This is a genomic window from Larkinella soli (genome assembly GCF_003703975.1).
GTDB lineage: Bacteria > Bacteroidota > Bacteroidia > Cytophagales > Spirosomataceae > Larkinella > Larkinella soli.
Window position 1 is genome coordinate 155154 of record NZ_QTJY01000013.1, and the last position, 26729, is coordinate 181882.

22 protein-coding genes are annotated in these 26729 nt (G+C 56.1%); 8 read left to right on the forward strand and 14 right to left on the reverse strand.

What is annotated here, in order from left to right; translation table 11 throughout:
• Positions 1 to 10 precede the first annotated feature (10 nt).
• The 3 genes from porU to DX909_RS21355 all read left to right on the forward strand — a co-directional run bounded on the left by porU (position 11) and on the right by DX909_RS21355 (position 6130).
• Positions 11 to 3394 (forward strand): type IX secretion system sortase PorU, encoded by a 3384-nt coding sequence (porU, locus tag DX909_RS21345; protein WP_128547250.1) that lies wholly within the window; start codon positions 11 to 13, stop codon positions 3392 to 3394.
• A gap of 115 nt (positions 3395 to 3509) precedes the next feature.
• On the forward strand, positions 3510 to 4766 hold the full coding sequence (porV, locus tag DX909_RS21350; RefSeq protein ID WP_128547251.1) for a type IX secretion system outer membrane channel protein PorV: 1257 nt from the start codon (positions 3510 to 3512) through the stop codon (positions 4764 to 4766).
• Between the two features lie 80 nt (positions 4767 to 4846).
• Positions 4847 to 6130 carry a M16 family metallopeptidase gene (locus tag DX909_RS21355; protein ID WP_128547252.1) on the forward strand — a complete coding sequence of 428 codons (1284 nt, stop codon included), beginning with the start codon at positions 4847 to 4849 and terminating at the stop codon, positions 6128 to 6130.
• A 22-nt stretch (positions 6131 to 6152) separates the two neighbouring features.
• On the opposite strand, the gene DX909_RS21360 is transcribed toward DX909_RS21355, so the two are convergent.
• On the reverse strand, positions 6153 to 7070 hold the full coding sequence (locus DX909_RS21360; RefSeq protein ID WP_128547253.1) for a PfkB family carbohydrate kinase: 918 nt from the start codon (positions 7068 to 7070) through the stop codon (positions 6153 to 6155).
• 68 nt (positions 7071 to 7138) lie between these two features.
• A complete protein-coding gene (locus DX909_RS21365; protein WP_128547254.1) occupies positions 7139 to 8323 on the reverse strand; it encodes a hypothetical protein in 1185 nt (394 codons plus the stop codon).
• A gap of 161 nt (positions 8324 to 8484) precedes the next feature.
• Here DX909_RS21365 and cysS point away from each other — a divergent pair, with 161 nt between their 5' ends.
• The 3 genes from cysS to DX909_RS21380 are packed head-to-tail and all read left to right on the forward strand — an operon-like array spanning position 8485 to position 11450.
• Positions 8485 to 9975 (forward strand): cysteine--tRNA ligase, encoded by a 1491-nt coding sequence (gene cysS, locus DX909_RS21370; RefSeq protein WP_128547255.1) that lies wholly within the window; start codon positions 8485 to 8487, stop codon positions 9973 to 9975.
• A 36-nt stretch (positions 9976 to 10011) separates the two neighbouring features.
• Positions 10012 to 11010, forward strand: a complete 999-nt coding sequence (locus tag DX909_RS21375) for a M28 family peptidase (RefSeq protein ID WP_128547256.1) — start codon at positions 10012 to 10014, stop codon at positions 11008 to 11010.
• A 29-nt stretch (positions 11011 to 11039) separates the two neighbouring features.
• Positions 11040 to 11450, forward strand: coding sequence for a hypothetical protein (locus tag DX909_RS21380; protein ID WP_229311136.1), 411 nt, complete (start codon positions 11040 to 11042; stop codon positions 11448 to 11450).
• Positions 11451 to 11474: 24 nt separating this feature from the next.
• On the opposite strand, the gene nadD is transcribed toward DX909_RS21380, so the two are convergent.
• The 5 genes from nadD to DX909_RS21405 form a co-directional block, all read right to left on the reverse strand.
• Positions 11475 to 12047 carry a nicotinate (nicotinamide) nucleotide adenylyltransferase gene (gene nadD / locus DX909_RS21385; RefSeq protein WP_128547257.1) on the reverse strand — a complete coding sequence of 191 codons (573 nt, stop codon included), beginning with the start codon at positions 12045 to 12047 and terminating at the stop codon, positions 11475 to 11477.
• Between the two features lie 80 nt (positions 12048 to 12127).
• Positions 12128 to 12727, reverse strand: coding sequence for a guanylate kinase (gmk, locus tag DX909_RS21390; RefSeq protein ID WP_128547258.1), 600 nt, complete (start codon positions 12725 to 12727; stop codon positions 12128 to 12130).
• 6 nt (positions 12728 to 12733) lie between these two features.
• Complete coding sequence (locus DX909_RS21395) at positions 12734 to 12970, reverse strand: hypothetical protein (RefSeq protein ID WP_128547259.1); 237 nt, start codon at positions 12968 to 12970, stop codon at positions 12734 to 12736.
• 148 nt (positions 12971 to 13118) lie between these two features.
• Complete coding sequence (locus DX909_RS21400; protein WP_128547260.1) at positions 13119 to 13733, reverse strand: sigma-70 family RNA polymerase sigma factor; 615 nt, start codon at positions 13731 to 13733, stop codon at positions 13119 to 13121.
• Positions 13734 to 14011: 278 nt separating this feature from the next.
• Positions 14012 to 14737 (reverse strand): MIP/aquaporin family protein, encoded by a 726-nt coding sequence (locus DX909_RS21405; protein ID WP_128547261.1) that lies wholly within the window; start codon positions 14735 to 14737, stop codon positions 14012 to 14014.
• A gap of 131 nt (positions 14738 to 14868) precedes the next feature.
• Between DX909_RS21405 and purB the strand changes: the two genes are divergently transcribed.
• Positions 14869 to 16209, forward strand: coding sequence for an adenylosuccinate lyase (gene purB / locus DX909_RS21410; protein ID WP_128547262.1), 1341 nt, complete (start codon positions 14869 to 14871; stop codon positions 16207 to 16209).
• 60 nt (positions 16210 to 16269) lie between these two features.
• Here the strand turns inward: purB and proC are convergent, their stop codons facing one another.
• The 6 genes from proC to DX909_RS21440 all read right to left on the reverse strand — a co-directional run bounded on the left by proC (position 16270) and on the right by DX909_RS21440 (position 23177).
• Positions 16270 to 17073 carry a pyrroline-5-carboxylate reductase gene (proC, locus tag DX909_RS21415; protein ID WP_128547263.1) on the reverse strand — a complete coding sequence of 268 codons (804 nt, stop codon included), beginning with the start codon at positions 17071 to 17073 and terminating at the stop codon, positions 16270 to 16272.
• Positions 17074 to 17217: 144 nt separating this feature from the next.
• Complete coding sequence (locus DX909_RS21420; protein WP_229311137.1) at positions 17218 to 18345, reverse strand: TlpA disulfide reductase family protein; 1128 nt, start codon at positions 18343 to 18345, stop codon at positions 17218 to 17220.
• Positions 18346 to 18363: 18 nt separating this feature from the next.
• On the reverse strand, positions 18364 to 19827 hold the full coding sequence (gene gatB / locus DX909_RS21425; RefSeq protein ID WP_229311138.1) for an Asp-tRNA(Asn)/Glu-tRNA(Gln) amidotransferase subunit GatB: 1464 nt from the start codon (positions 19825 to 19827) through the stop codon (positions 18364 to 18366).
• Between the two features lie 226 nt (positions 19828 to 20053).
• The gene (locus DX909_RS21430; RefSeq protein ID WP_128547265.1) at positions 20054 to 20890 is read right to left on the reverse strand and encodes a phytoene/squalene synthase family protein; all 837 of its coding nucleotides are present in this window, start codon (positions 20888 to 20890) and stop codon (positions 20054 to 20056) included.
• 88 nt (positions 20891 to 20978) lie between these two features.
• Positions 20979 to 22451 (reverse strand): bifunctional phytoene desaturase/3,4-desaturase, encoded by a 1473-nt coding sequence (crtID, locus tag DX909_RS21435; RefSeq protein ID WP_128547266.1) that lies wholly within the window; start codon positions 22449 to 22451, stop codon positions 20979 to 20981.
• A gap of 213 nt (positions 22452 to 22664) precedes the next feature.
• Positions 22665 to 23177, reverse strand: a complete 513-nt coding sequence (locus DX909_RS21440; RefSeq protein WP_128547267.1) for an RNA polymerase sigma factor — start codon at positions 23175 to 23177, stop codon at positions 22665 to 22667.
• Between the two features lie 468 nt (positions 23178 to 23645).
• Between DX909_RS21440 and DX909_RS21445 the strand changes: the two genes are divergently transcribed.
• Positions 23646 to 25901 (forward strand): TonB-dependent receptor, encoded by a 2256-nt coding sequence (locus tag DX909_RS21445; RefSeq protein WP_229311139.1) that lies wholly within the window; start codon positions 23646 to 23648, stop codon positions 25899 to 25901.
• Here DX909_RS21445 and DX909_RS21450 read toward each other — a convergent pair.
• On the reverse strand, positions 25898 to 26728 hold the full coding sequence (locus DX909_RS21450) for an SDR family oxidoreductase (RefSeq protein ID WP_128547268.1): 831 nt from the start codon (positions 26726 to 26728) through the stop codon (positions 25898 to 25900). The two genes, DX909_RS21445 and DX909_RS21450, sit on opposite strands and share 4 nt — an antisense overlap.
• Position 26729 lies beyond the last annotated feature (1 nt).

Consider the following 26729-nt stretch of genomic DNA (forward strand, 5'->3'; position numbering starts at 1 on the left):
GCGGCTGCTGATGGTCCTCATCAGCCTGAGCGGGTTCCTGAGTGGAAAAGCGCAGCGGCCGTCCTCCGTCCTTGCCGAAGGGACCTGGTTCAAAATTGGGGTGACCCGAACCGGGGTCTACAAACTCGATGCGGCTTTTTTCGCCCGAAACGGCATCGCTCTTTCGGGCGTCGATCCGCGAACCATCCGGATGTTCGGGAACGGGGGTACTCCGCTTCCTCAGGCCAACGACCGGCCCCGGCCCCAGGACCTGGCCGAAAACGCCGTCTGGGTGACCGGTGAAACCGACGGCCGGTTCGACACCGGCGATGTCGTGTACTTCCTGGCCGAAAGTCCGCACGCCATCCGGTATGACTCGACGGCCGGGCGGCTGACGCACGAAACCAACCCTTATTCCGACACGACCTTCTACTTTCTGAACATCGGGCTGAAAACCGGAAAGCGGATCGCCACGAGTACCTTCACGGCCCCGGCGGCACCGGTCCTGACTACGTTCGACGACTATGCGTTCTATCAGGCGGGCAAAGACCTCACCAACCTGGTCAAATCCGGCCGTGACTGGCTGGAATATCTCGGTGCCGGCATCGACAAAGTGCTCTCGTTCAGTCTGCCGGGTATCGTTCCGAACACGCCGGCGCTGGTTACCTCCGACGTGGTGGGCCGGTCTACCACCGCCGGGCGGTTTCAGCTGAAATGGGGAACGCAGACCGTCGGTACGCAGGAGATTGAAAGCGTCAGTGATTATATCTACGACCGCAAAGGCCGCCGGAGCCTGCAAACCTTTACGCTCACCACCGCCCCGGTCGAGAACCCGGCCCGCCTGACGCTCAGCTATGACCGAACCGGACAGGGTTACCTCCGATCCATCGCCGTTCAGACCCGGCGGGACCTCCGGCGGTATGAAGACCAGACGGTTTTCCGGTCGCTGGCCGCCCTGCGGCTTCCCGCGGTTCGATATACCATCCGGCAAGCCGACGCAGCGATGCAGGTCTGGGACATTACCGACCGCCGGCAACCGGTCGGCCTGCCCGTTACCCTCAACGCCGGCCAGGAAGGCACCGTGGCGGCACAGGGCGGAAGCTACCGCGAATACCTGATCTTTTCCCCCCAGCAGGCCTATGAGCCGGAATCCGTCCTAAAAATCGTAAACCAGAACCTGCGGGCGCAGCCTGCTCCGAACCTGCTGATCGTAACGCCGGATGCCTGGCGGGATCAGGCCCAGCGCCTGGCTGATCTTCGCCGAAAGAAAGACGGGTTGGAAGTACTGGTGGTCAGCTCGAGGGAAGTTTACAATGAATTTGCCTCCGGTCAGCCCGACCCGACGGCCATCCGGGATCTGGCGCGGTATTATTACCGGCAGAGTTCCGGCCAGCTCAACTACCTGCTGCTTTTTGGCGATGCGAGCTACGACTACAGGAATGCCATGAAGCTGCTGACGCAGGGCCAGCAGGCGGCTTTGATTCCAACCTACGAAAGTCGGGAATCCCTGCACCCGGTCCTGAGCTTCAGCTCGGACGACTATTTCGGCTTTATGGAAGCGAAAGAGGGCGAGTGGGCGGAGGATTTTTCCGGCGATCATACGCTGGATCTCGGCGTGGGCCGGCTGCCGGTCAACACAGCGGTGGAGGCCCGGGCGCTGGTCGACAAGCTGATCCGGTATGCTGAAACCGGCCGGCTCCCCGGTGACTGGCGGACCCGCATCACCTTCGTGGCCGACGACGGCGATCGTGATTTTCCGAATATTCACCAGACCGATGCCGACAAACTGGCCCGGCAGCTGGCGGCTTCCCGACCGGCTTTCCGGATTGAAAAACTGTATCTCGACCGCTTCCCGCAGGAGTCCGGCCCGGCCGGTCAGAAAGCGCCGGCCGTCAACGAGGCCATCCGGAAAGCCCTGAACGACGGGCGGCTGATCGTGAATTATACGGGCCACGGCGGAGAGTCGGGGTGGGCTGAGGAGCAGGTGGTGACGCTTCAGGATATTCTGGCCTGGTCCAACCGCCCGTTGCCGCTGCTCGTGACGGCTACCTGCCAGTTCGGGCGCTACGACGATCCCGCGCAGACCTCGGGGGCGGAGCTGGCCCTGCTGAACGCCCGCGGAGGCAGTATCGCCCTGCTGACGACGGCCCGCCCGGTGTACGCCAGCACGAACTACCTGCTGAACCGGGCCTTCTACGACGCGCTGGCCGGAACCACGGCCGACGGCGCCCCCCGCCTGGGCGACCTGATGCGTCTGACGAAAAACGGGAGTCTCAGCGGCAGCCTGAACCGAAATTTCACGCTGCTGGGGGATCCCTCGATGCAGTTGGCCTACCCGGAAGCAAAAGTCGTGCTGACCCGCATCAATGGAAAAGCCGCCGGCCGGGATACGCTGAAGGCGCTCGAAACCGTCCGGCTGGAAGGCGAAATTCAACAGAAAGGACAGCGCCTGGACGGCTTTACCGGACAAGTGAAGATCACACTGTTCGACAAGACGGACACCGTGAATACGCGCGGAACCGAATTTAGTCCGCCGATGGCCTACACCGAATACCGCAGTCCGCTGTATACCGGACAGGCCAGCGTCCGGAACGGGCGGTTTTCCCTGGCGTTCGTCCTGCCGAAAGACATCGACTACCGGACGGGCAGCGGAAAGCTGTTCGCCTACGCCCTCCGGTCGGATAGTTTACTGGAAGCGGCCGGCAGTTACGACAGCCTGCAAATCGGCGGCAGCGCCCCGAACCCGGTGGCCGACGGCAGGGGACCCGACATCCGGCTTTTCATCAACGATACGACCTTTACGGACGGCGGAACGGTTTCCGGGCCGGGCGTTACCCTGATTGCCCGGCTGAGCGATGAGAATGGCATCAATATTGCGAGTAACAGCATTGGTCATGAATTGACCCTGATACTCAACGATAATTCACCAATACCCTTGAATGATTTCTTTGTTCCTGAACGCGATGACCATCGCCGGGGAACGGTTCGCTATACCTGGCCGAAGTTGCCGCCCGGTTCGTATACCGTAAACGTAAAAGCCTGGGATACCTACAATAATCCTACTACTGCTGCGTTGAATTTTGTAGTTTCCGGACAACCGTCCCTGTCTATTCAGACGGTACAGGTAGCACCCAATCCATTTCAGGAAAAAGCAACGTTCCGGGTACGGCATAACCGCCCCGGTGATGATCTGACGCTGACGCTGACGGTCGCCGACCTCAGTGGCCGGACGGTTTCCCAACAGACGATCGAATGTGCGGGCTGTGACGAAACCCTGCCGGAATTTGGCTGGAACGGAAGCATGACGAGCGGGGCCCCGGTTGACCGGGGGCTTTACGTCTACCGGCTTTTGTTACATTCCCGGACGGACGGCTCAAGTGTAACCAATTCGGGCAAATTGCTCTATCTAAGGTAGTTATAAAATTTATTCAAAGGGTAGCTTTTATATTCTTACTTAAACAACTTAAATTTGGCGTTCTCTTTGCGGTTAACCGGTGAACGCACCAATTCGGGAGTTAATTGACCTCATTATGACACGTACCTTATCGTCTCTTTGTTTACTTGGTTGCCTTACACTGTTTCTTTCCCCCTTTGCCAAAGGTCAGGTGAATCCGGTGCTGATGGGGCAGGATACTGCCGCCTACCGGATTCCGCAGACGGCCCTGCCGTTTCTGAACTTTTCTCCGGATGCCCGGAGTGCCGGACTGGGGGAAGCCGGTGTGGCGCTGAGTCCTGATGCAAATGCCGTTTTCTGGAACCCGTCCAAGCTGGTGTTTGCTCAGAAAGATCAGGGCGTTGCGCTGTCGTACACGCCCTGGCTGCGGAGCATCGGTGTAGACGATATGTATTTCACGTTTTTATCCGGATACAAGAAGGTAAGCAAGAACGACGTCCTCGGCCTTTCCCTCCTGTATTTCGATATGGGTACCATCGATTTTACGACGATTCTGGGCCAGCCGGCCGGCTCTTTCAACTCGAAGGAATATGCCGTAACGGCTTCCTATTCCCGCCGTCTGTTTCAGAACTTTTCGATGGGCGTCAACCTGCGGTATATAAACTCGAACCTTTCGGGCAATTACGCCGTCAACGGCCAGTCCCTGAAACCGGCTTCGACGGCTTCGGTCGACATCAGTGCCTTCTACCAGAACGAAGTCCGCGACGAAATTACCGGCAAAGGGCTGAAATGGGCCTTCGGGGGGATCATCTCCAACATCGGCGGAAAAGTTTCCTACGGAACCAGCGAACGTTCACCGATTCCGACCAACCTGAAGCTCGGAACCAACCTGACGCTCTTTACCGACAAATACAACAGCTTCAATTTCCTGTTCGACCTGAACAAGCTGATGGTTCCGACCCCGCCGGTATACAAAACCGTCGGCGGCCAGGTGCAATATGACCAAAACGGCAACCCGCTGATTCTGAAAGGCAAAAACCCGAACCGGGGAACGCTGGGCTCAATATTCGGCTCCTTTGCCGATGCCCCGGACGGTTTCTCGGAAGAAGTGAAGGAAATCAACATTTCGACCGGTATCGAATACTGGTATAACGAGCAGTTTGCCGCCCGCTTCGGTTACTACCACGAACCCCGGGTGAAAGGGGACCGGAAATTCTTCACGACGGGGCTCGGCATTCGTCTTCAGCAGAAATACGGGATCGACTTCTCCTACCTGATTCCGGTCACCCAGGGCAGCCCGCTGGCGCAGACCTTCCGGATTTCGCTGATCATCGACCTGGATAAAAAATCACGGTCGGCCGAAGATGTCGAGGAAAACGAGAATCTTGAATAATTAAATTTGGTTTGTTAACGGCAAATGGCATTTCTTCGGAAGTGCCATTTGTTTTTGTGCATATACTCCCCTGCCAACCTATGGAAACGCTTAACCGCTCGATTGCTCCGGAATTTAAAAAGGTAGAAGAAGTCCGGGTGCCGGCCATCTCGTCACTGACCCTGCCCAACGGCCAGCCCCTGTACTGGATCAACGCCGGGCAGCAGCCCGTCATCCGGCTTGAAATCATATTCGATGCCGGCGCCTGGTATGAACCGCTGCCGGGCGTATCGAACCTGACCCTCAAGATGCTGGCCGAAGGGACCCGCGCACGCTCATCGGCGGAAATCAGCGAATACCTCGACCGCTACGGCGCTTTTCTGGAACAGCACAGCGGCACGGATCGGGCCAGCCTGACCATCTACAGCCTGGCGAAACATCTGGGCGCCATCCTGCCGCTGGTGCAGGAGATGCTGACCGATTCGATCATTCCGGAAAAAGAACTGAACAATCAGAAAAACATCACGCTCCAGAACCTCCGGGTCAACCTCGAAAAGAACAACTATGTGGCCGGGCAACTGATTCGGGAAAAGGTTTTCGGAAAAAGCCACCCTTACAGCCATAGCCAGAAACCGGAAACGCTGGAAGCTATCCACCGGGAAACCATTGAAACGCTGTATGACCATCGGATCCGGAACCGGCCGTTCCGGATCGTGCTGGCCGGTCATGTGACGGAAGTCGAACTGGCCCTGGTCGAACGGTATTTCGGGCATCAGCCGGTGGAGATTCCCCTGTCATCGGACGGAACGGCCGTTCAGCCGCTCAGCGAAACGGAGCCGGTGCTGGTCGATAAAAAAGACAGTCTCCAGTCGTCGATCCGGCTCGGGCGGCAGCTGTTCACCCGGACGCACCCGGATTACTTCCCCATGCTGGTGCTGAATGAGGTGCTGGGCGGATATTTCGGCTCGCGGCTCATGAAGAACATCCGGGAGGAAAAGGGCCTCACTTACGGGATCTGGTCGAATGTTTCGACGTTCCCACGGGCGGGCTACCTGATCATCGGCACGGACGTGAAACGGGAATTTACGCAACTGACCCTCGACGAAACCTGGAAGGAAATCCGGCTTCTGCGCGATCAGCCGGTCCCGGCCGGGGAGCTGCAAACGGTGAAAAACTACATGGCGGGTTCGTATGTCGGGTCGCTCAATACACCTTTTGAAATTGCGGATCGTTACAAAAGCATTCTTTTCGACGGTGTCTCCACGGATTTCATCAGCTCCTACATCGAACGCATCCGGGCCGTCACGGCCGACCATGTGCAGGAGATGGCGAACCGGTATCTGACGGACGGCTCGCTGATTGAAGTCGTGGTTGGAGGGAAATGAATTTTTCAGCCCTCCACCGCCTTTACTGCAACTCGAACGCCGAAAGCTGCACGAATTTAAGTACCCGGTCGTTGATTTCTTCCGTCGTCAGGTTGAACAGCCGTTCGGCCCCGAATTTTTCGACGCAGAACGACGCCATGGCCGATCCGTAGATGATGCCGCGCTTCATGTTGTTGAACGAGACGTCGCCGGTGCTGGCCAGGTAGCCGATGAACCCGCCCGCGAACGTATCGCCGGCACCGGTCGGATCGAAGACTTCTTCCAGCGGCAGGGCCGGAGCGAAAAAGATGCTGTCCGCATGAAACAGCAGGGCGCCATGTTCTCCCTTTTTGATGATGACGGTTTTCGGGCCCATCGTCTGGATTTTGGCAGCGGCTTTCACCAGGGCGTATTCACCGGAAAGCTGGCGGGCCTCCTCGTCGTTGATCGTAATGACGTCGACCCGTTTCAGTACCTCCAGCAGGTCGTCCCAGGCCGAATCCATCCAGAAGTTCATGGTATCGAGCATGATCAGCTTCGGCCGCCGGGGCAACCGTTCGATGACCGTCTTCTGAATGGAAGGGGCGGTATTGCCCAGCATCAGAAACTCCGACTGGTGGTAGGCCGGCGGAACGACGGGGTCGAAGTCGGCCATGACATTGAGCTGCACCTCGACGGTATCCCGCGTGTTCATGTCGTTGTGGTACTTCCCCGACCAGAAAAACGTTTTTCCTCCCCGGCGGACCTCCAGCCCGTCGGTATTGACGCCATGGTCTTTCAGAATATCGATCATTTCCCGGGGAAAGTCGTCACCGACCACGGCCACCAGGTTGTTTTCTTTCGTAAAGTAGGAGGCCGACAGGGTAATGTACGTGGCGGCTCCTCCGATGATCTTATCGGTTTTTCCGAATGGGGTTTCCAGCGCATCGAAAGCCACTGAACCGACGGTTAACAGACTCATACCGAGCTTCGTGAATTAAGTGTAATTGAATGATAAAAATGTTTTGGGGCCTCTGATGCGGCTCCGTTTCAGATGGCCGGGTGGCGTTTGAACTCTTTGGTCCGGTCGAACAGATACCGGTAGGTAACATGCTCTTTCCGAACCGTGCCGCCCAGCATTTTGGCAAAACGGATCATCTTCGGATTAAAGTCCCCGACCCAGTTCAGTTCCAGGTCCTCGTACTGATAGTTCGGTCGCCAGGCCACGCGGGTAAATGCCAGCGCAATCGCCGATTCGATGCCCCGCCCCTGGTATTCGGGAATGATGCCGAAAATGACGCCGAAAGCCTTTTTGTTGGTCTTCATCAGCTTGTGATACAGGAACTTAATCTTTCCGATCAGATTCAGCTTTCCGTTGACGTGCTTAAAGATCTGATTTAGTTCGGGCAGCATGATGAAGAAGGAAATCGGCTCCTCGCGGTGGTAACCGAACCACATCAGTTCTTCGTCCATGATCGGCTTCATCCGCAGCATCAGCATCCGGACCTGCTGCTGCGACATTTCCGGAACGCTCAGGTGACGCGCCCAGGCTTTGTTAAAGATGTACCGGAAGTCTTCGGTGTATTTTTCCAGCTTAGCCATCTCCACATGCCGAAAGTCATAGGTCGGATCGTTCAACGTCCGCTGGGAGCGTTCGAACACGGAGGGATGAATCAACGCCCGGACCCGGTCTTCCCGCATGGGCAGGTAAAAGGTCAGTTGCCGGAAATAATCCTGAAAGCCGTATTTCTCAAACAGGGGAACGTAATAGGGCTTGGTGTAAGGCATTCCGTAGGTCGGTTCCCAGTCGAAGCCGTCGACGAGCAGGCCCCACCAGCGGTCACGTTCGCCAAAGTTGATCGGCCCGTCCATGGCCTCCATGCCCTTGCTGGTCAGCCACTCGCGGCAGCGGTCGAAAAGCAGGAATGCCGCCTTTTCGTCGTCGATGCATTCGAAGAAGCCCATTCCGCCCGTAGGCTGATCGTTGTTCCGGTGGGTGGTTTCCGAGTTGACGAAAGCCGCCACCCGCCCCACCGCCTTGCCGCCCTCGTCGAGCAACAGCCAGCGGATGCATTCGCCGTGAAGAAAGAATTTATTTTTTTCGGGATCGAACACCTCCTCGATATCTTCGTCCAGCGGTCTGATCCAGTAGGGATCGTTACGGTACAGGCGAACCGCTAACTGGAGGAATTCTTTCCTGTAGGCCGGATTCGTACCGACTTCGACAAGCTGCATCGTTCAATCAGAATCTATAAATAACCAATCATTCGCAGGGCCGCAGCCCGAACCGCTGCGAAGATAGGAAAACTACGGCACTTGCCGCCCGTCATTCGGTTACGGACTTCCGCCGAACATTGTGTAGATTTGTGATCGCAAGCAAGGCCGCAGATGTAAGAATGGCACAACCACTGAAAGTATACAATACGCTCACTCGTCAGAAAGAACTGTTTGAACCCATCAATCCGCCCTACGTGGGGCTTTATGTCTGCGGCCCGACGGTTTACAACTTTGTCCACCTGGGCAACGTTCGCACGTTTCTGACTTTCGATACCTTGTTTCGCTACCTGACTCATATCGGCTACAAAGTCCGCTATGTGCGCAACATTACCGATGTCGGGCACCTGGTCGGCGACGGCGATGACGGGGAAGATAAAATCGGCCGGATGGCCAAGCTGGAAAAGATCGAGCCGATGGAGGTCGTGCAGCGGTATACCAACGACTTCCGGGCCGTCATGGCTACCTTCAACATCCTGCCGCCGAGCATCGAACCGACCGCCACGGGCCACATGGTGGAGCAGATCGATGCCGTCCGGTCATTGATCGGGAAAGGGCTGGCCTACGAGTCGAACGGTTCGGTGTATTTCGACATTGCCCGGTATAACGCGCAGGGCGGCAGCTACGGCAAGCTTTCGGGGCGTGTCCTCGACGACCTGCTGAACGAAACCCGGGATCTGGACGGGCAGGCCGAAAAACGCAACCCGCTGGATTTTGCCCTCTGGAAAAAAGCCGCCCCCGAACACCTGATGCGGTGGCCGTCACCCTGGAGCAACGGTTTTCCCGGTTGGCATCTGGAGTGTACCTGCATGAGTACCAAATACCTCGGCAAGCAGTTCGACATTCATGGCGGGGGCATGGACCTGAAGTTTCCCCACCATGAGTGCGAGTTGGCACAGGGACAGAGCATTTACGGCGAGGAGCCGGTTCGCTACTGGCTGCACTCCAACATGCTGACGGTCAACGGCCAGAAGATGTCGAAGTCGCTGGGCAACTCTTTCCTGCCGCACGAGCTGTTTACGGGCAGCCACCATCTGCTCGAACAGGCCTACAGCCCCATGACGGTGCGGTTCTTCATGCTGCAATCCCACTACCGCAGCACGCTCGACTTCTCGAACGAAGCTCTGAAAGCCGCCCAGAAAGGCTATCGACGCCTGGCCAACGGGTTACGGATCATCAAGTCTCTGGAATATACCCCGGCCGAAGGGGTAGCCGCCGACGAAAAGAAACAGCAGGAGGTCCGGAAAGCCGTCGATGATTTCTATGCCGCCCTGAACGACGACCTGAACACGGCCGTCGGGATTGCCCAGCTGTTTTCGCTGTTGAAGTATATCAACATGCTGAATCTGAACCAGATTCAGGCGGCCGCTCTCGGAGAGGAGGTCTTCGGGCTGCTGAAAGATTCTTTCATTCGGTTTACGGAGAACATTCTGGGTCTGAAAGAGGAAAAAACCGATACCAGCGCCGTTCTGGACGGTATGCTGACGCTATATCGGGAATACAAAGAACAAAAACAGTACGATAAGGTTGACCAGATACGTTCCTACTTTAAAGCGCAGAGCCTGGTCATCAAGGACATGAAACACCGGATCGACTGGGCTTACGAAGAATAACCTGCGTTACCAGGGCTGAAACCGCACGGGCTGACTATGCATCTGAATAAGAAACTCATTTTTTTCTGGCTGGCAGCCGTCGTTACTGTCAGTTCCTGCAAAAGTAAAAAACAGGATCAGGAGGAGAATAAAGCAACGGAGACCATCACGGTCAAAGCACCGGACCTCAATGCGGATTCGGCGTTTGCCTATGTGGCCCGGCAGGTGGCTTTCGGGCCGCGGGTTCCCAACACGGAGGCCCATCGGCGCTGCGGAGATTATCTGATCGCCAAACTGAAACAGTTCGGCTGCGAGGTGACGGTCCAGAGCTTTACGGCAACCACCTACGACGGCATCCGGCTCAACGCCCGGAACATCATCGGCAGCATCAATCCGAACGCTTCCAAACGCATCATTCTGGCGTCCCACTGGGATTCGAGACCTTATGCCGATCAGGACAGCGTCGCCAAAACCAGGCCGGTGCTGGGCGCCAATGACGGGGCCAGCGGGGTCGGGGTGCTGCTCGAACTGGCCCGGACCGTCCAGCAGGCCGGTACCAAACCGGGCGTCGGCATCGACATTATCTTCTTTGACGCAGAAGACTGGGGCAACTCGGAACGCGCCAGGGACGAATACGTCGGCTTCTGCCTCGGTTCGCAGTACTGGTCGGCCAATAAGCACAAAGCCGGTTATTCGGCCTACTACGGGATTCTGCTCGACATGGTCGGGGCCAAAGGGGCCACGTTCCAGAAGGAAGGCTATTCGATGCAGTATGCCCCGACGATTGCCAACAAGGTCTGGCAAACGGCCAGCCAGATGGGCCTGAACCAGTATTTTGTCGACTCCGGCCGGACGGGCGGCTCCATCACCGACGACCACCTGCCGGTCAACAAGGTGGCTAAAATTCCGATGATCGACATCATTCATACCCACCTCGAATCGGGCAACTTTTTTGCAGACTGGCATACCGCCGACGATGACATGGACAACATCGACGCGAATACGTTAAAAGCCGTCGGGCAGGTCGTGCTGCAAACCCTCTATCAGGAAGAATAAATTCCGTAACGACAAACGATGTTTCTCCGATGGTTTCCCTGAGACGGACCGCCATTCGCCTTTTTCGGGCAGCGCCCGGTTTTCTGTGGCTTGCTGCCGCCGGCTGTTCGGCCCCTCCGGATCGGCTGGGTGCGCTCGATCTGGTCAAGTGGCGCCAGGACCGGGGAGGCTGTAAGGGCGTTCGGGCCTCCCTGGTAGAAGACTTCAAGACGATCCGGCAGGAGTTGAAGGGGACTTCGGCGAATGAGGTGGGAAAAATCCTGGGGCGGCCGGACATCGAGCAGCTGGCCGACCGCAATCAGAAGTACTACATCTATTTTCTGGAAACCGGGCCGCACTGCCGGGATCCGAAAATCAGGTCGGAAAGCCGGTCGGTGGCCCTCCGCATCAGCGCGATCGGTCTGGTCACCGAAATTACCTTCCAGCGCGGCCGACCTTAAAAGCCGGTCTCGGGCCGGCTTGCCTCACAGGTAAAATTTCCTGCGGATAATCATCTCTCCGACCACTTCGGGCACTATATACCGGATCGACCGGTTGGCTTTGAGGCACTCCCGAATGAACGTCGCCGAGATGTCCAGCAGCGGAGCCTGCACGAACCGGACGTTGGGATGCTGCTCCAGCGGGCTGGGATCACTGTTCGGACGGGGGTACACGTAAAGGCCGAAATACTCCAGAATCTTCTCGTGGTTCTTCCAGTTGGGAAACTGAGCGAGGTTGTCGCCCCCGATAATCAGCTTAAACTGATGCGCCGGGTATTTCTCCTGAAGCCGGACGAGCGTATCGATGGTGTAACTGGGCCGGGGCATGGAAAACTCGATGTCGGTGGCTTTCAGCTTCGAATTATCGGCAATGGCCCGTTCGACCATGTCCAGCCGGTCGAATTCATGGAGCAGGTTCTTGTTCTTTTTGAACGGGTTTTGCGGGGAAACCACAAACCAGACCTGATCCAGATCGGTGCCGGTCGCCATGGTATCGGCTATGATCAGGTGGCCGATATGAACGGGATTGAAGGAGCCGAAAAACAAGCCGATGCGCATAGAAAGAAAGGCTGAATTGGGATGAGACAAAAAAAGCGCAGAGATCGACTCCCCTGCGCTCTTTTCTTCCCTGTTCGAAATTAAATAACGGTTGCCTTCGCCGGTATCTTATTCTCCTGCAGAAAATCGTCTACCAGCTTCTGGGCTTTGGCCAGTGCATCCTCCAGGTGATCGTTGACCAGAATGACGTCGAACTCGTCCTGAAAGCTCATTTCAAAATGAACCTTGAACAGGCGTTTGGACAGGCTGTCTTCCGTTTCGGTTCCGCGGGCCAGCAGGCGCTGCTTCAGGGTTTCTTCATCCGGCACCTTCACAAAGATAGCCAGTGCTTTATCCCCGTAATATTTTTTAAGTTTCAGACCGCCCTGCACATCGACGTCGAAGAGAACGTGCTTGCCGCTGTCCCAAACCCGCTGGATTTCCGATTTCAGCGTCCCGTAAAACGCACCGACATATACCTCTTCCCACTCAACGAACTCGTCGTTGTCGATCTTATCCTTAAATTCTTCGGGAGATAAAAAGTAGTAGTCTTTGCCGTTTTGTTCCGAACGTCCACGACGGTCGCGGGTACAGGCGGAGATGGAGAAACCCAGGTTCGGATTCGTTGTTAAAAGGTGCCTGACGATGGTGGTCTTGCCTGAACCTGAGGGAGCCGAAAAAATGATTAATTTACCTTCCAATGCCGCTTACTTTGCTATTCCTGACCGGATGGCTGCTGCAATCTTCTCCGGACAACACTTCTTCTCGACCTTCCCCTGCAGCGCTTCCTTGATGCATTTTTCGAGATTGTACATATCGATGCAAGGCTTACAGGCATCCATATTCTGCCTGAAATGATCCTTTTCTGCTTCGGAAGCGCCCCCGTCCAGAATAGACTGGATTCTCTTCAGGCAATCTGCCTGGTGTTCACAGTGTTCTTTCATGGGAGCAGTTGTCTGCTTACCCTCTTCACCAACCGAAGTTGATAAATGCAATGATCCCGACATTGGAAAAATTTAATTTATTCCAGAAAATATTCTACATTATGTGACTTGCCCTAACAACCAAGTATAGTATCAAAAAAGTTTCAGATTAGTCATCATTTTTATTGTAACCCATTGAAGCCGCATATTCTTTCAGCTTATCCTTCAACAGGTTCCGGGCCCGGTGCAACCGGGAACGAACCGTACCGATGGGGATATCCAGGATTTTGGCCATTTCCTCGTACGTAAATCCTTCGATGTCGCAGAGAATAATGACCGTCCGGAAATCGACCGGCAGCGAATTGAGGGCCGAGGCCACTTCGTCGCCGATCATATCCTGCACCGTTTCGAACCGCAGGTCCGTCGTGTGCTCGGTTTCGGAAGCTTCATCGGAGTTGTAGGTGGTTTCTACATCCTGGTAGTCAACCTTCGCCGGCTCCTTGCTTTTTTTCCGATAATCGTTGATGAAGCTATTCTTCAGAATGCGGAACAACCACGCTTTTGCGTTAGTTCCCTGCTCAAATGAGGAAATAAAGCGAAACGCCTTTAAATACGTGTCCTGCACAAGGTCGTTGGCGTCATCTTCATCCATGGTCAACCGGAAGGCAAAGTTGTACATGGAGTCGATGTGCGGCATGAACTCTTTGTTGAAGACTTCGTACTTCTGTTCGTCGGTATACCCTTGGAGTTGCGTATCTGACATAATTTCGGGCATAGTCGTCATAAAATTACAAATTTGGAATAAATGGCAATCTGACGTTTGTCGGGATCAATGATTTCAGATGCCGGATTCGTAGGAATGTTTCATCAGGACAGCCGTTTAGCTCAGGAAAAACATTATTATATGGATAAAGCAAAAGTAAAACGCTAATGTTTTGGAGAATAAGCAAAAATCAATCCGGCCCTCGCAGCATGACTTAGACCTGCAAGGAACAGGACAAATTGGCAGGAAGCAAGTGCCGGGTGATGGGTGGTTGGTTGACCGGGATGGGTGGCTCTTTTCTACAGGGCAAACCATTTAATGATCAGCCCCCCGATGACGGCCCCGACCAGCGGCCCCACGACGGGAATCCAGGCATAGCCCCAGTCGGAGGAACCCTTTCCGGGAATCGGCAGAAGGGCATGGGCGATGCGGGGGCTCAGGTCCCGGGCCGGACTCATGGCATAGCCGGTCGTGCCGCCCAGCGAAAGCCCGATACTCCAGACCAGCACGCCCACCAGATAGGGACCGAGGCCGATGGCCAGCGCGCCGAGCGATTTAGCCGAAATACCGGCAATGCCGACGATCAGCGCCAGCGTGGCGACGGCTTCACTGATGAAATTGCTGCCGGTATTGCGGATGGCGGGACCGGTAGAAAAAACCGCCAGCTTCGTTCCGGGGTCGGCCGTAGCGGCCCAGTGGGGCATGTAAAACAACCAGACCAGCACCGCTCCCAGAAACGCCCCGATCATCTGGGCCGGAAGGTAGGCCGCCAGTTTGCTGTAATCGTCGGTAGCCACGGCAAAAGCCACCGTGACGGCCGGGTTCAGGTGGGCATCGATGCTGCCGAAGGCTTTGGCCACGAACACGCCCATGGTAACGGCGAACGCCCAGCCGGTGGTGATCACGATCCAGCCCGAGTTTTCGCCTTTGGTTTGTTTCAGCACGACATTGGCAACGACACCGTCGCCTAAAAGAATCAATACTAAGGTTCCGATAAGTTCACCAAGAAAAGGGGAAGACTGCATACGAGGAAAGGATATACAATTTTTTCAGGTATAATTCATAAAACGGCGTCAATATACACGGAAATCGGCAAAGTCAACAAGGCGGGGATTGGCGTCCATGTCGTACCTTTGTGTTTTGGTAGACAAAACCTATGCAACTTTCGGCACTGACTGCGCTCTCTCCGATCGACGGCCGCTATCGCCGTCAGGTGGAATCCCTGGCCACGTATTTTTCTGAATGGGGACTGATCCGGTACCGTATCCGGATCGAGATTGAATATTTTATCGAACTGTGCGAACTGCCCCTGCCCCAGCTGAAAGACATCGACCCCGCTATCTTTCCGCGGCTGCGCGGGCTGTATGAAAACTTCTCCGAAGCGGATGCGCTGCGGATCAAGGCCATCGAACGCGAAACCAACCACGACGTCAAAGCCGTCGAATATTTTATCAAGGAAAAGCTGACCGATCTGGCCATCGGCGATCATCTGGAGTTCATCCACTTCGGCCTCACCTCGCAGGACATCAACAACACGGCCATTCCGCTGCTGCTCGACGATGCGCTGGAAACCGAAATCGAACCGCTGTACCGGCAGGTGTACGTGAAATTACAGGAGCTGTCCGAACGCTGGCGCGACATTCCGATGCTGGCCCGGACCCACGGTCAGCCGGCTTCCCCGACCCGGCTTGGAAAAGAATTCCTCGTCTTCTGCGAACGGATCGAGAAACAGCTTTACCTGCTGACCGACATTCCGGTATCGGCAAAATTCGGCGGGGCTACCGGTAACTTCAATGCCCACTATGTGGCCTATCCCGACGTCAACTGGGCCGGCTTCGGCGACGATTTCGTCCGGAAGCTGGGCCTCGACCGTAGCCGCCATACCACCCAGATCGAGCACTACGATATGCTCGCGGCTACCCTGGACGCCTATAAACGACTGAATACCATCCTGATCGACCTCGACCGCGACATCTGGACCTACGTTTCGCTCAACTACTTCAAACAGAAAATCAGGGAGGGCGAAGTCGGCTCCTCGGCCATGCCGCATAAGGTGAACCCCATCGACTTCGAAAACTCGGAAGGCAATCTGGGCATTGCCAACGCCCTGTTCGAGCATCTGTCGGCCAAACTGCCCATTTCGAGGCTCCAGCGCGACCTGACGGACTCGACCGTGCTTCGCAACCTCGGCGTACCGTTCGCTCACTCGGCCATTGCCCTGAAAGCCCTGCTGAAAGGGCTTGAAAAACTGGAACTGAACGAAGCCGCCCTGAAAGCCGACCTGGAGGATAACTGGGCCGTGGTGGCTGAAGGGATTCAAACGATTCTCCGCCGGGAAGGATATCCCAAACCGTACGAAGCGCTGAAGGCGCTGACCCGCAAAAATGAAAAGATCACGGAAACCACGATGCGGGAGTTTATCGACGGGCTCCATGTGGACGAAAAAGTGAAAACGGAGCTGAGGGCAATAACACCGTATAATTACACGGGTATCTGAACAGCCCCTACGACAGAAAACCGCTTCCCGCACCGGTGCGGGAAGCGGTTTTCTTTATTCTCAGGCTTTGGAAAGCTCCGTCGCGCGGACCTGGGCGGCTTTGATGCCCGCAACCAGCGTGTCCGACAGGGCGCCCTCCTCAAACCGCTTCAGGGCCGCTTCCGTCGTTCCTCCCTTGGAAGCTACGGCCTTGATCAGTTCATCCAGCGATTTATCGGCGGTGTTGATCAGGTGAAAAGCCCCGAGCATGGTCTGTTTGACCAGCAGAGTCGAAACCGCATCCTCGAAGCCCATCTGCTTCCCGGCCTCCACCATCGCTTTGACGATGTAGTAGAAATAAGCCGGGCCGCTTCCGCTCAGGGCCGTGACGGCATCCAGCATCGACTCGTCTTCCAGAAAAATGGACCGCCCGGTCGCGTTGATCAGGTTCTCCACCCTCCGGAGGTGGTTCATATCGACCTCCTTAGCGGCCGTAAAGCCGGTGATCCCCATGCCCAGCATGGCCGGGGTGTTCGGCATCGCCCGAATGACGAGCCGGTGGTTCAGCTTCTCCTGAATGGTCGCGATCGGAATACCGGCCATGATGGACAACACGATCTGCCGGGGCTGCACCGCAGCACGAAGGGCCTCATGCACGCCGTTGAAATCCTGGGGTTTGACCGAGAGAATGATCAGGTCGTAGTCGGCCACGCGCGGCCCGATCGTATCGACGACGACGCCGGCTTTTTCGGCTTTCAGGGCTTCGGACCGGTCGGTGCTTTTCTCGATCAGCAGCAGGTCGTCTTTTTTTACCAGATCATACTGCAAAAACGACTTGGCGAAGGCCATACCCATATTTCCGCATCCGACGATAGCAACTTTCATGTTGGTGGTTCAAAGAGGTGAATGGGCGCAAAAATAACCGGTAAGGTTCTGAAAACCTTACCGGCCCGGTATTTAAGCCGCAACTCCGGAAAAAAGCCCGCCGGGATGCTTCCCGGCGGGCCTGAATCCTTTGGCCTGGTGCCTTTATTTGAGAATTTCCTCCAGCTTCTGCTCCAGCGCCTGACCGCGCAGGTTCTTGGCGATGATCTTGCCGTCCTTGTCCAGCAGGAAAGTCGCCGGGATGGCCGTAATGCCGTATTGCTGAGCCGCGGCCGACTGCCAGAACTTCAGGTCCGAGACATGCGTCCAGGTGAGGCCGTCTTTTTCGATGGCTTTCTGCCAGTTTGACTTATCGCGGTCCAGCGACACGCCGTAAATCTCGAAGCCCTTGTCTTTGAACTTGTTGTACATCCGCACCACGTTCGGGTTTTCCATGCGGCAGGGGCCGCACCACGACGCCCAGAAGTCGATCAGCACGTATTTACCGCGCAGCGACGACAGGCTGACCGGCTGCCCCTGGGGATTATTGAGCTTGATATCGGGAGCTACCGAGCCTACCATGACGCCCCGCATCCGGGTAATGTTCCCGATGAAGGCCTGGGCCTGGCGGCCGTTGGGCTTTTCCTGTTCAAACCGGCGGGCCAGCGCATCCAGCGTCGCAAAATCGTTGTCGGGGTTCAGGAAGTTCGTCGCGAAGAGTGCCACCAGCGAGGTGCCCATCTCGGGCAGCAGCTGCTTGACGCTTTCGGTAAACTGCCTGCTGGCGCCTTCGTATTCCTGCTGGATCTTCTCGATCCGCTTGTTGTCTTTCTTCTGCTCCGCTTCACTATACTGCGACTGCCAGGCTTTCGACTTCTCCTGCATATCGGAATAGAGCGCCATCAGCTTCTGGTAATACTCCATGTTTCTGGAGCCTTTCACTTCCGTTTTTTTCCGATCTTTAGCGTCGATCGATACGTCGAAGGTTTCACCGCCTTCCACCAGCAGGCCGACACGCTGCTGATTGGCCACGTTGAGCTGGAAAAAACTTCCGCCCTCGGATTCGCGGCCTTTGAAGGTAAACCGGCCGCTGCCGTCGACCTGGGTGGAATCGAGCCGCCGGGCGGGCTGCCCTCCTGCTTCCAGATAAATCTTTCCGTCCAGCGGTCCGTTCTTTACCGTTCCGTTGACGGTGAATTCCTTTCCTGCCTCCTGAGCGGCAACGGCAAACGGCAGTGCCAGCCCCAGCAGAGCAGTGGCAACCATCCGGTTTTTCTTAATAATCGTTTTCATACGCTTGAGGTATTTTGACTACAGGGCCAGTGATTTCTGAATCAGTTCGTTCGTCAGCTTCGGGTCGGCGCTGCCTTTCGATTTTTTCATTACTTCGCCGACAAACAGACCCAGCAGCCCTTTTTTGCCTTTTTTGTATTCTTTGACCTTGTCGGGCCAGGCAGCCAGTACTTCATCTACCAACGCTAGCAGCGAGTCGGTATTGCTGTTCTGCAGCAAATTCTGCTCCCGTGCGACCTGCTCCGCCGATTTCTCCGGCTGTTCGATCAGTACCGGAAACATCCGCTGACTGGCCGTCGAGAAGCTTACCTGTCCGGAATCGACCAGATTGATCAGCTCCGCCAGCTTGTCGGCCGGGAGCGGAAACTGCTGCTCCCGCAGGTTCTTTTCGGAGGTCTGGGCTTTGACCGGACCCATGATCCAGTTTGAAGCCGCCTTGTAATTGGCGGTCCGGGTGCAGACGGCCTCGAAATAATCGGCCAGCTCCCGGGCGTCCGAGATCAGGGCCGCATCATATTCGGGCAGACCGTAATGGGCCAGCAGTTTCTCGTAGCGTTCTTTCGGCAGGGCAGGCATCCCGGCGCGGATTTCGGCCAGCCACTCGTCGGAAATGACGACGGGGCTAAGATCCGGATCGGGAAAATACCGGTAATCGTTCATCGTCTCCTTTACCCGCATGCCGGCCGTCTGGCCCGTAGCGGCATCGAACATCCGCGTTTCCTGAATGATCGGCTGCCCGGTTTCGATGGCTTCGATCTGCCGCCGGAACTCGGTTTCGATGGCCCGCTGGACGTTGCGGATGGAGTTCATGTTTTTCACTTCCACCTTCGTGCCGAGCCGTTCCTCCCCTTTCAGCCGGACCGAGATGTTGACGTCGCAGCGCAGGGAGCCTTCTTCCATGTTGCCGTCGCAGATGTCCAGATACCGGACCAGCCGACGCACCTCGGTCAGGTAAGCCGCGGCTTCCTCTCCGCTCCGGATCACCGGGTCCGTCACCATTTCGATCAGCGGGGTACCGGCGCGGTTATAATCCAGCCAGGTATCCCACTGGCCGGCCTCGTGAATGGACTTCCCGGCATCTTCCTCCAGGTGAATGTGGTGCAGCCGGACAGCTTTCTCAAGGGTCTGCCCTCCGGCATCCCGGAACCGGACCGGCACTTCGCCCCCGACGCAGACCGGCGTCTTATCCTGCGAGAGCTGGTAGCCCTTCGGCAGGTCCGGGTAGAAGTAATTTTTACGGGCAAAAAGGTTGTATTGGGTAATGGTGGAACGGCAGGCCAGCCCCATCCGGACGGCCAGTTCAACCGCCTTCCGGTTCAGCTTCGGCAGCGTTCCGGGATGGCCAAGCGTAATGACGCTGATATTGGTATTCGGTTCACTGCCGAACTGATTGGAGTCGGCGGCAAAGATTTTGGTGGCGGTCAGCAGCTGACAATGCACTTCCAGACCAATAACCATTTCATATTTCTCCAAAACCTCCATCGATGCCCTGAATGCTGGTGAACCGGCTTTTTCAAATACCATAAAACCGTACTGAATGCTGAAAAAAGGTAATAATCAACAAAGATACGGTTTTTGGCCGGAATGGCAGGCCCTCGGGCGGTCATTTCGGACAGGGAACGGGCCGGGCAGGCCTTCGGCATCCGGACGAAAACCCACCGGTTGCAGCCGCATCGGTACGGATATGGAAAGGACGGCCTAAAAGTCGTCAGATGACGTTCAGCCGGAAGCGGACGTAGGTCTGGGCCAGCAGCGCAATTTTCTTCATATCCGGCACCCGGACCCGCTCCTGCTGAATCCGGGAGGCCGGAATCTGTTTGATTTTACTGAACAGGGTGCGGTAGTAGGTGTAGGCCAGGTGAACGCCCATCCGGGCGCCACGGGGCAGGTTCATGATCCCGACGAGAGCCTCGTCGAAGTCGCGCTGGATGTCTTCCTCGATCAACTGCTTGGCATCTCTGGTAAAATCACCGAAATCCACCCCCGGAAAATAGACCCGGCCCCGGTCGACGTAATCGCTCTTCAGGTCGCGCAGGAAGTTGACCTTCTGGAAAGCCGCCCCGAGCTTGCGGGCCGGTTCCTTCAGCCGGTCGAACATGGCCTCGTCGCCTTCGCAGAACACCCGCAGGCACATCAGACCCACCACTTCCGCCGAGCCGTAGATGTATTCCTGATAGCCGAGGTCGTTGTATTCGTTAACATACAGGTCCATTTCCATGCTTTTCAGAAATGCATCGATCAGGGACCGCTCAATGTGGTATTGCCGGACTACCCGCTGGAACGAATGCAGAATAGGATTGAGGCTGATGCCGTCGCGGAGGGCTTCGTCGGTGTCCTGGCGGAATTTTTCGAGCAGGTATTTCTGGTCGTAATCGTAGAAGGTGTCCACGATCTCGTCGGCATAGCGGACAAACCCGTAGATGCTGTAGATAGGGTCGTGAAATCGTCGATCCAGGGTTTTGATCCCTAAGGTAAACGAGGTACTGTACTGCTCCGTGACCAGCCTGCTGCACTCGACGGAGGTTCGGTTGAATAACTCTAACATACCGGTTTTAGGTTGGGCCGGGTCCGCCTGGGGAGCCAGACACGGCGGTCGTGGTTTTTTGGGTTACTACGGTCGGTTACGCTGTATTCTATAGAAATTCTTTCGCCACCTCATCCGCCACCACCAAACCGGAAATCAACGAAGGCGGTACACCCGGTCCCGGGACGGTCAGCTGACCCGTGTAGAACAAGTTGTTTACCCTCTTGTTCTTAAGAGTCGGCTTTAATAGGGCGGTCTGCCGCAGGGTGTTGGCCAATCCATAGGCATTTCCCCGAAAAGCATGATAGTCCGCAATGAAATTACTGTGCGCATAGCTGCGCCGAAAAACGACATGCTCCCGGATCGGCTCCCCGACGAATCGCTCCAGACGCTCCATCACCAGCTGGTAATAGTGCTCGCGGGTTTCTTCCGGGTCATTCAGGTCCGGCGCCACCGGGATCAGGATGAACAGATTCTCCATGCCTTCCGGCGCCACCGACGGGTCGGTTTTCGACGGAGCCGATACGTAAAACAGCGGTCGGGTCGGCCACTGCGGTTTTTCGTAAATCTCGACCGCATGCTGCCGGAAATCCTCGTCGAAAAACAGGTTGTGATGCTGCAGCCGCGGAACCCGCTTCCCGACGCCGATGTAGAACAGCAGCGAGGAAGGCGCCATGACCCGGGTTTGCCAGTAACTGTCCGGATAATTTCGCCAGGCCGGTTCCAGCAGCTTACTTTCCACGTGGTGATAATCGGCCCCGGCAATCACCACATCCGCCTTGAATGATCCCTGATAGGTTTCTACTCTGTTGGCTATACCTTTTGTTACATCAATTTGTTTAACAGGATGGTTTAATAAAATTTTCACCCCCTTTTCCTCCGCCAGCCTGACCATTGCCTTGACGATCTCGTGCATACCGCCCATCGGATACCACGTACCCATGGAAATCTCGGCGTAGTTCATCAGACTATATAAAGCAGGCGTATTCTGCGGAGTGGCCCCCAGAAAAAGTATGGGAAACTCCATCAGCTGCAGCAGACGCTCATCGGAGAAGTATTTACGGACGTGGGCGGCAAAGGATTGAAACACGTCGAGCCGGGTGACGTCGGCCAGCAGGCGGAGGCTCATGAATTCGGAAACCCGACGGCTGGGCTTCCAGACAAAGTTATTCATGCCGACCTCGTACTTATAGGCCGCCTGTTTCAGAAAGTCGAGCAGCCGCCGGCCGGCGCCGGGCTCCATGGATTCGAAGAGTTGCTGAAGATTCTCGACCCCCGCCGGCAGACTGACGGCCTCGTCGGGTCCAAAAATGACGGCATAGGACGGGTCCAGACGCACCAGATCGTAATAATCGGATGGTTTTTTGCCGAAACGGCCGAAGTAATTTTCGAAGACGTCGGGCATCCAGTACCAGCTGGGACCCATATCGAAGGCGAAGCCGTCCTGGTGGAACATACGGGCCCGCCCGCCCGGCTGATCGTTCTTTTCGAGAATGGTGACCTGAAATCCCTTATCGGCCAGGCTGGTCGCAACCGACAGGCCGGCGAAACCGGCCCCGATGACAATCACTTCTTTAGGCATTTCCTTTCCGGACACGGGGTCCGCAGCTTATGTGAAACGGTGGTGAATCCAGTCAAACGGGGCAGGACCCCCTAAAACCAAAAAAGTTAGACGGAAACCATCTAACTTTTCGGAACCTTCCTCTTTTTTAACCAAAAACTACTCAATCAGTATTTTCAGTCGTAGTCTTCTTCCACATTCTATTTCCGAAGTATTGTAGTCAGACTACGGTAATCAGGCCTGATAGGCATAGACTTTCAGCTTGTCTTTCAGTTCCTTGCGGGCGATGTGAATCCGGTTTTTAACCGTTCCGATAGGGATATCCAGACGAGCAGCGATTTCGTGGTATTTGAAGCCCCGGAAGTGCATCATGAACGGCGTGCGGTAGGTTTCATCGAGTGAATTCACGGCACGGTTGATGTCATCCTGAGCGAAGGTGGAATAGGCCCCGTTGTCGGTGCTGCTATCCAGCGAGTTGATGTAGTGCAGATTGTCCGTCGTGTCGATGAAGGTGTTCTTACGAACCATCCGCTGGTAATTGGTGATGAACGTGTTTTTCATGATGGTATACAACCACGCTTTCAGGTTGGTACCATCCGTGTATTTATCACGATTCGTGAAGGCTTTCAGTAAAGTGTCCTGCAGTAAGTCATTCGCGTCTTCTACATCTTTCGTTAAACGCAGGGCAAAAGGCTTCAGCGACTTTGAAACTTTGCCGATATGGTAAGTGAACTCAAGTGCTGTCATGGTTAGTTGAAATTTTTTGTTGAACCAAATCTATTCACCTATTAAACAACAATGCAACCAAAAGAACCAAAAATTTTTTTCACCCCCCTCAGACCCGCTTAATTAAATGAAAAACAGCTTTTTAAAAATCACGAATTGAGCCAACGGACCAGACTGACCAATTGATTAAGCGGCAGAAAGTGTGGAATTTTTCCCACAGTGTGTGGAATAGGTGGTCCATAGTTTGTTTAATATTCCACACCTCAAAGTTAAACAAAAATAATCGGCTTCCACAAAATCCCGATAAAAATTATTCGATTGAGAAGCGAAGTACGATTCGAAAACAGATAAACTTGTTGCAACGTAGTTGCAAATTTAATAAATTTGCAACCTGCTTAAATTGACAACTCGTTGAAAAACAGGCTAAAAAGGATTTTTTTTAATACTTTTCTGTTTTCTCTGCTTTTGTTGGGGAACGGTTTCCCCACTGTGGCCCAGCTTCGGTGCGACTGTACGGTCCGGGGACTCGTGCTGGACAAGGAGACGCGGCAGCCCCTGTCCGGTGCGGCCGTCTTCATCAAAGAGTTGAACAAAGGCACCACGACCGATACCCTTGGTGTATACCGGATTGATAACCTCTGCCAGGGCCGTTATACGCTGATAAGCAGGATTCTCGGTTATCGCGAGTCGGCCCAGACGATCGTGCTGGAACATACCTCGGAGCAGAACCTGCTGCTCGATGAAGCCGACGTCCACCTGCAGGACATCAACGTCACGGCCCAGCGCACCGACGTCACGGCCGGCCAGACGGTTTCGACCCTGGAGGGAAAATCGCTCGACCAGACCCGCGGGCGGTCGCTGGGCGAAGCGTTGCAGGGGCTTACCGGCATAACCACCCTTCAGACCGGGTCGTCTATCGCCAAACCGGTCATTCACGGTATGCACAGCAATCGTGTCCTGATTCTGAACAACGGCGTCCGGCAGGAGGGCCAGCAATGGGGTTCGGAACATGCCCCGGAGATCGACCCGTTCGTGGCCGGCCGGATCAAGGTGGTGAAAGGGGCCGCGGGGGTGCAATACGGCCCCGACGCCATCGGCGGGGTCATTCTGGTCGAACCGGCTCCCCTGCCGGTGACGCCCGGCATCCGGGGTGAACTGAACGGGGTCGGGTTCAGCAACGGCCGTCAGGGAGTTGCATCCCTTCAGACCGAGGGAGCAGCAGGCAAAGGATTCAGCTGGCGGGTTCAGGGAACGATCAAACGGGGCGGCTCGCTTCGCACCCCGAATTATTTTCTCGACAATACGGGCATCGCCGAACGGAACTTCTCGGCCTCGGCGGGATACCGGACGTCCCGGTTTCGCTCCGAACTGTTTTACAGCCGCTTCACGACCCGGCTCGGAATTTTTTCCGGCTCCCATATCGGCAGCCTGACCGACCTGCAGAAGGTGCTTGAAAACGGAGAACCGCTCGTTAAAACCGGCTTCAGCTACCGCATCGACCGTCCGTATCAGCAAATTCGACATGACCTGCTCAAATGGCGGACCGCCTGGAAGCCGAAAGCCGGCGGTGAACTCAGCCTGACGCTGGCCCGGCAGTTCGACGACCGCTCCGAATATGATCTTCACCGGCCTAAAAACGACTCCCTGGCGGCCCTGAACCGGCCCGAACTCCGGTTTCAGCTCACCACTTTTACCGGCGATGCGGTTTTCGAGCACAAACCGGTCGACGGCCGGCTCCAGGGCCGTATCGGCCTGAGCGGTCTGTACCAGTTCAACATCATGAACGGACGTCCGCTCATTCCGAACTTCCGGACTTACCATGCCGGGATTTTCTGGATCGAGAAGCTGAAGGTAAACCGGTGGGAATACGAAGCCGGCCTGCGCTATGACTATCGCCGTATGCAGGTGTTCCGGTATGAACGGCAGACGCTGGAAACACCGGTTTTCGTTTTCGGCAACCTGTCGGGGACTGTCGGCGCAGCTTACAGCCCGTCCGAACAATGGACGACGCGCTTCCATGCCGGAACCTCCTGGCGTGCGCCCAACGTCAGCGAACTGTTCAGCGACGGCGTTCACCACGGCGCGGCCGCCTACGAGCGGGGCGACCGGACCCTCCGGCCCGAGGTGGCCTACAACCTGAATCTAAGTGCGGAATATACCGGAAAGCGGCTCCAGGCGGAGGTAAGCCTGTTTTACAATACCATCAGGAATTATATTTATCTGAAGCCTCAGCCGGAGCCGATCCTGACGATCCGGGGGGCCTTTCCGGCTTTCCGCTACACCCAGACCAACGCGCTCTATACCGGTCTGGACGCAAGCCTGACGGCGCAGCTATGGCCCCGGCTCAGCGGCACCTCCAAATTATCGCTGCTGTACGTTCAGGACCGGATCAACCGTCAGCCGCTGGTGATGACCCCGCCCAACCGCTGGGAAAACGGCCTGCGCTACGAGATCGGCAAATGGGGACGTCTGCGGGAAACCTTTGTCGGCGTCGAAAACCGGTGGGTGGCCCGGCAGAATCGGGTGCCAGAAAACAGCGACTTTGCCCCGCCCCCGCCCGCCTACGCCCTCTGGAGCCTGAGTGCCGGCCTTTCCCTCCCCGTCCGGCCCGAGCGGGCCGTCGAACTGGGTCTGACGGTGACCAACCTTTTCAATACGCGCTACCGCGATTACCTGAACCGCTTCCGGTATTATGCCGACGATCCGGGCCGGAATATCTCGGTGCGGGCGAAATGGAGATTTTAACGGGGTCGGTAAAAGAACTTCAGCGGGTCGTCATACCTGAACGCATATCCAACGGTTTGCTGCAACTCCCGGGAACTGATGATTTTAAACGGGGCCGGAGTTTCAGGTTCGGTGAAGGTGGGTAGTTCGTAGCCGAAATCTTCGCTGTTTTTCCGGTAAACAGCCTCCCGCGTGGGGTGCCGGGGTGCCACCACGTTGAACGTCCGGCCGGGCTGCGGTTGCCGCAGCAGAGCCTCAAGTACGGCGACTCCATCGTCCCGGTGTATATAGTTGACCGGCACGGCTCCCGTGGTCAGCCCTTTCTTCCCGGCCACATAGCGCCCCGGAATCCGGTCATACCCCAGCAGACCGCCGAACCGCAGGACGGTCGTATGGCCCAGCGCCAGCAGTTCCAGTTCCGCTTCCACATAGGCCGGTGCCGCCGACTGCCCGGGTACCACCACGTCCGATTCGGTCATTTCCCGGTTCAGGTCCGGATAGACCGAAGTGGAACTTATATACATAAGGTACGGCGGAAGCGTGTCCGTTTCCCGGAACAACCGGACGAGGTTTCGGATCTGTTCGGGATGAAACCCGTCGCCCATCTGCCCGGCTTTAGGCGGTATATTGATGATGAGGGCATCGGCGGTCAGAAAATCCCGGAGATGTTCGCCTTCCGGCTGCGGATTCAGCCGGAGCAGGAAGGGACGAATCCCCTTTTGTTCGAGCAGCGCCAGTTTTTCGGCGGAAGTCGTGCTGCCTTTCACCTGAAAACCGGCCTGCACAAGCCGTTCGGCCAGCGGCAGCCCCAGCCAGCCGCAGCCCAGAATGCTTATCGTTGAGAACATG

What these genes read in the sequence shown, in the direction of transcription:
- porU (WP_128547250.1), top strand. Translation starts at nt 11, where the DNA reads ATGGTCCTCATCAGCCTGAGCGGGTTCCTGAGTGGAAAAGCGCAGCGG.
- porV (WP_128547251.1), top strand. Translation starts at nt 3,510, where the DNA reads ATGACACGTACCTTATCGTCTCTTTGTTTACTTGGTTGCCTTACACTG.
- DX909_RS21355 (WP_128547252.1), top strand. Translation starts at nt 4,847, where the DNA reads ATGGAAACGCTTAACCGCTCGATTGCTCCGGAATTTAAAAAGGTAGAA.
- DX909_RS21360 (WP_128547253.1), bottom strand. Translation starts at nt 7,070, where the DNA reads ATGAGTCTGTTAACCGTCGGTTCAGTGGCTTTCGATGCGCTGGAAACC.
- DX909_RS21365 (WP_128547254.1), bottom strand. Translation starts at nt 8,323, where the DNA reads ATGCAGCTTGTCGAAGTCGGTACGAATCCGGCCTACAGGAAAGAATTC.
- cysS (WP_128547255.1), top strand. Translation starts at nt 8,485, where the DNA reads ATGGCACAACCACTGAAAGTATACAATACGCTCACTCGTCAGAAAGAA.
- DX909_RS21375 (WP_128547256.1), top strand. Translation starts at nt 10,012, where the DNA reads ATGCATCTGAATAAGAAACTCATTTTTTTCTGGCTGGCAGCCGTCGTT.
- DX909_RS21380 (WP_229311136.1), top strand. Translation starts at nt 11,040, where the DNA reads ATGGTTTCCCTGAGACGGACCGCCATTCGCCTTTTTCGGGCAGCGCCC.
- nadD (WP_128547257.1), bottom strand. Translation starts at nt 12,047, where the DNA reads ATGCGCATCGGCTTGTTTTTCGGCTCCTTCAATCCCGTTCATATCGGC.
- DX909_RS21395 (WP_128547259.1), bottom strand. Translation starts at nt 12,970, where the DNA reads ATGAAAGAACACTGTGAACACCAGGCAGATTGCCTGAAGAGAATCCAG.
- DX909_RS21400 (WP_128547260.1), bottom strand. Translation starts at nt 13,733, where the DNA reads ATGACGACTATGCCCGAAATTATGTCAGATACGCAACTCCAAGGGTAT.
- DX909_RS21405 (WP_128547261.1), bottom strand. Translation starts at nt 14,737, where the DNA reads ATGCAGTCTTCCCCTTTTCTTGGTGAACTTATCGGAACCTTAGTATTG.
- purB (WP_128547262.1), top strand. Translation starts at nt 14,869, where the DNA reads ATGCAACTTTCGGCACTGACTGCGCTCTCTCCGATCGACGGCCGCTAT.
- proC (WP_128547263.1), bottom strand. Translation starts at nt 17,073, where the DNA reads ATGAAAGTTGCTATCGTCGGATGCGGAAATATGGGTATGGCCTTCGCC.
- DX909_RS21420 (WP_229311137.1), bottom strand. Translation starts at nt 18,345, where the DNA reads ATGAAAACGATTATTAAGAAAAACCGGATGGTTGCCACTGCTCTGCTG.
- gatB (WP_229311138.1), bottom strand. Translation starts at nt 19,827, where the DNA reads ATGGAGGTTTTGGAGAAATATGAAATGGTTATTGGTCTGGAAGTGCAT.
- DX909_RS21430 (WP_128547265.1), bottom strand. Translation starts at nt 20,890, where the DNA reads ATGTTAGAGTTATTCAACCGAACCTCCGTCGAGTGCAGCAGGCTGGTC.
- crtID (WP_128547266.1), bottom strand. Translation starts at nt 22,451, where the DNA reads ATGCCTAAAGAAGTGATTGTCATCGGGGCCGGTTTCGCCGGCCTGTCG.
- DX909_RS21440 (WP_128547267.1), bottom strand. Translation starts at nt 23,177, where the DNA reads ATGACAGCACTTGAGTTCACTTACCATATCGGCAAAGTTTCAAAGTCG.
- DX909_RS21450 (WP_128547268.1), bottom strand. Translation starts at nt 26,728, where the DNA reads ATGTTCTCAACGATAAGCATTCTGGGCTGCGGCTGGCTGGGGCTGCCG.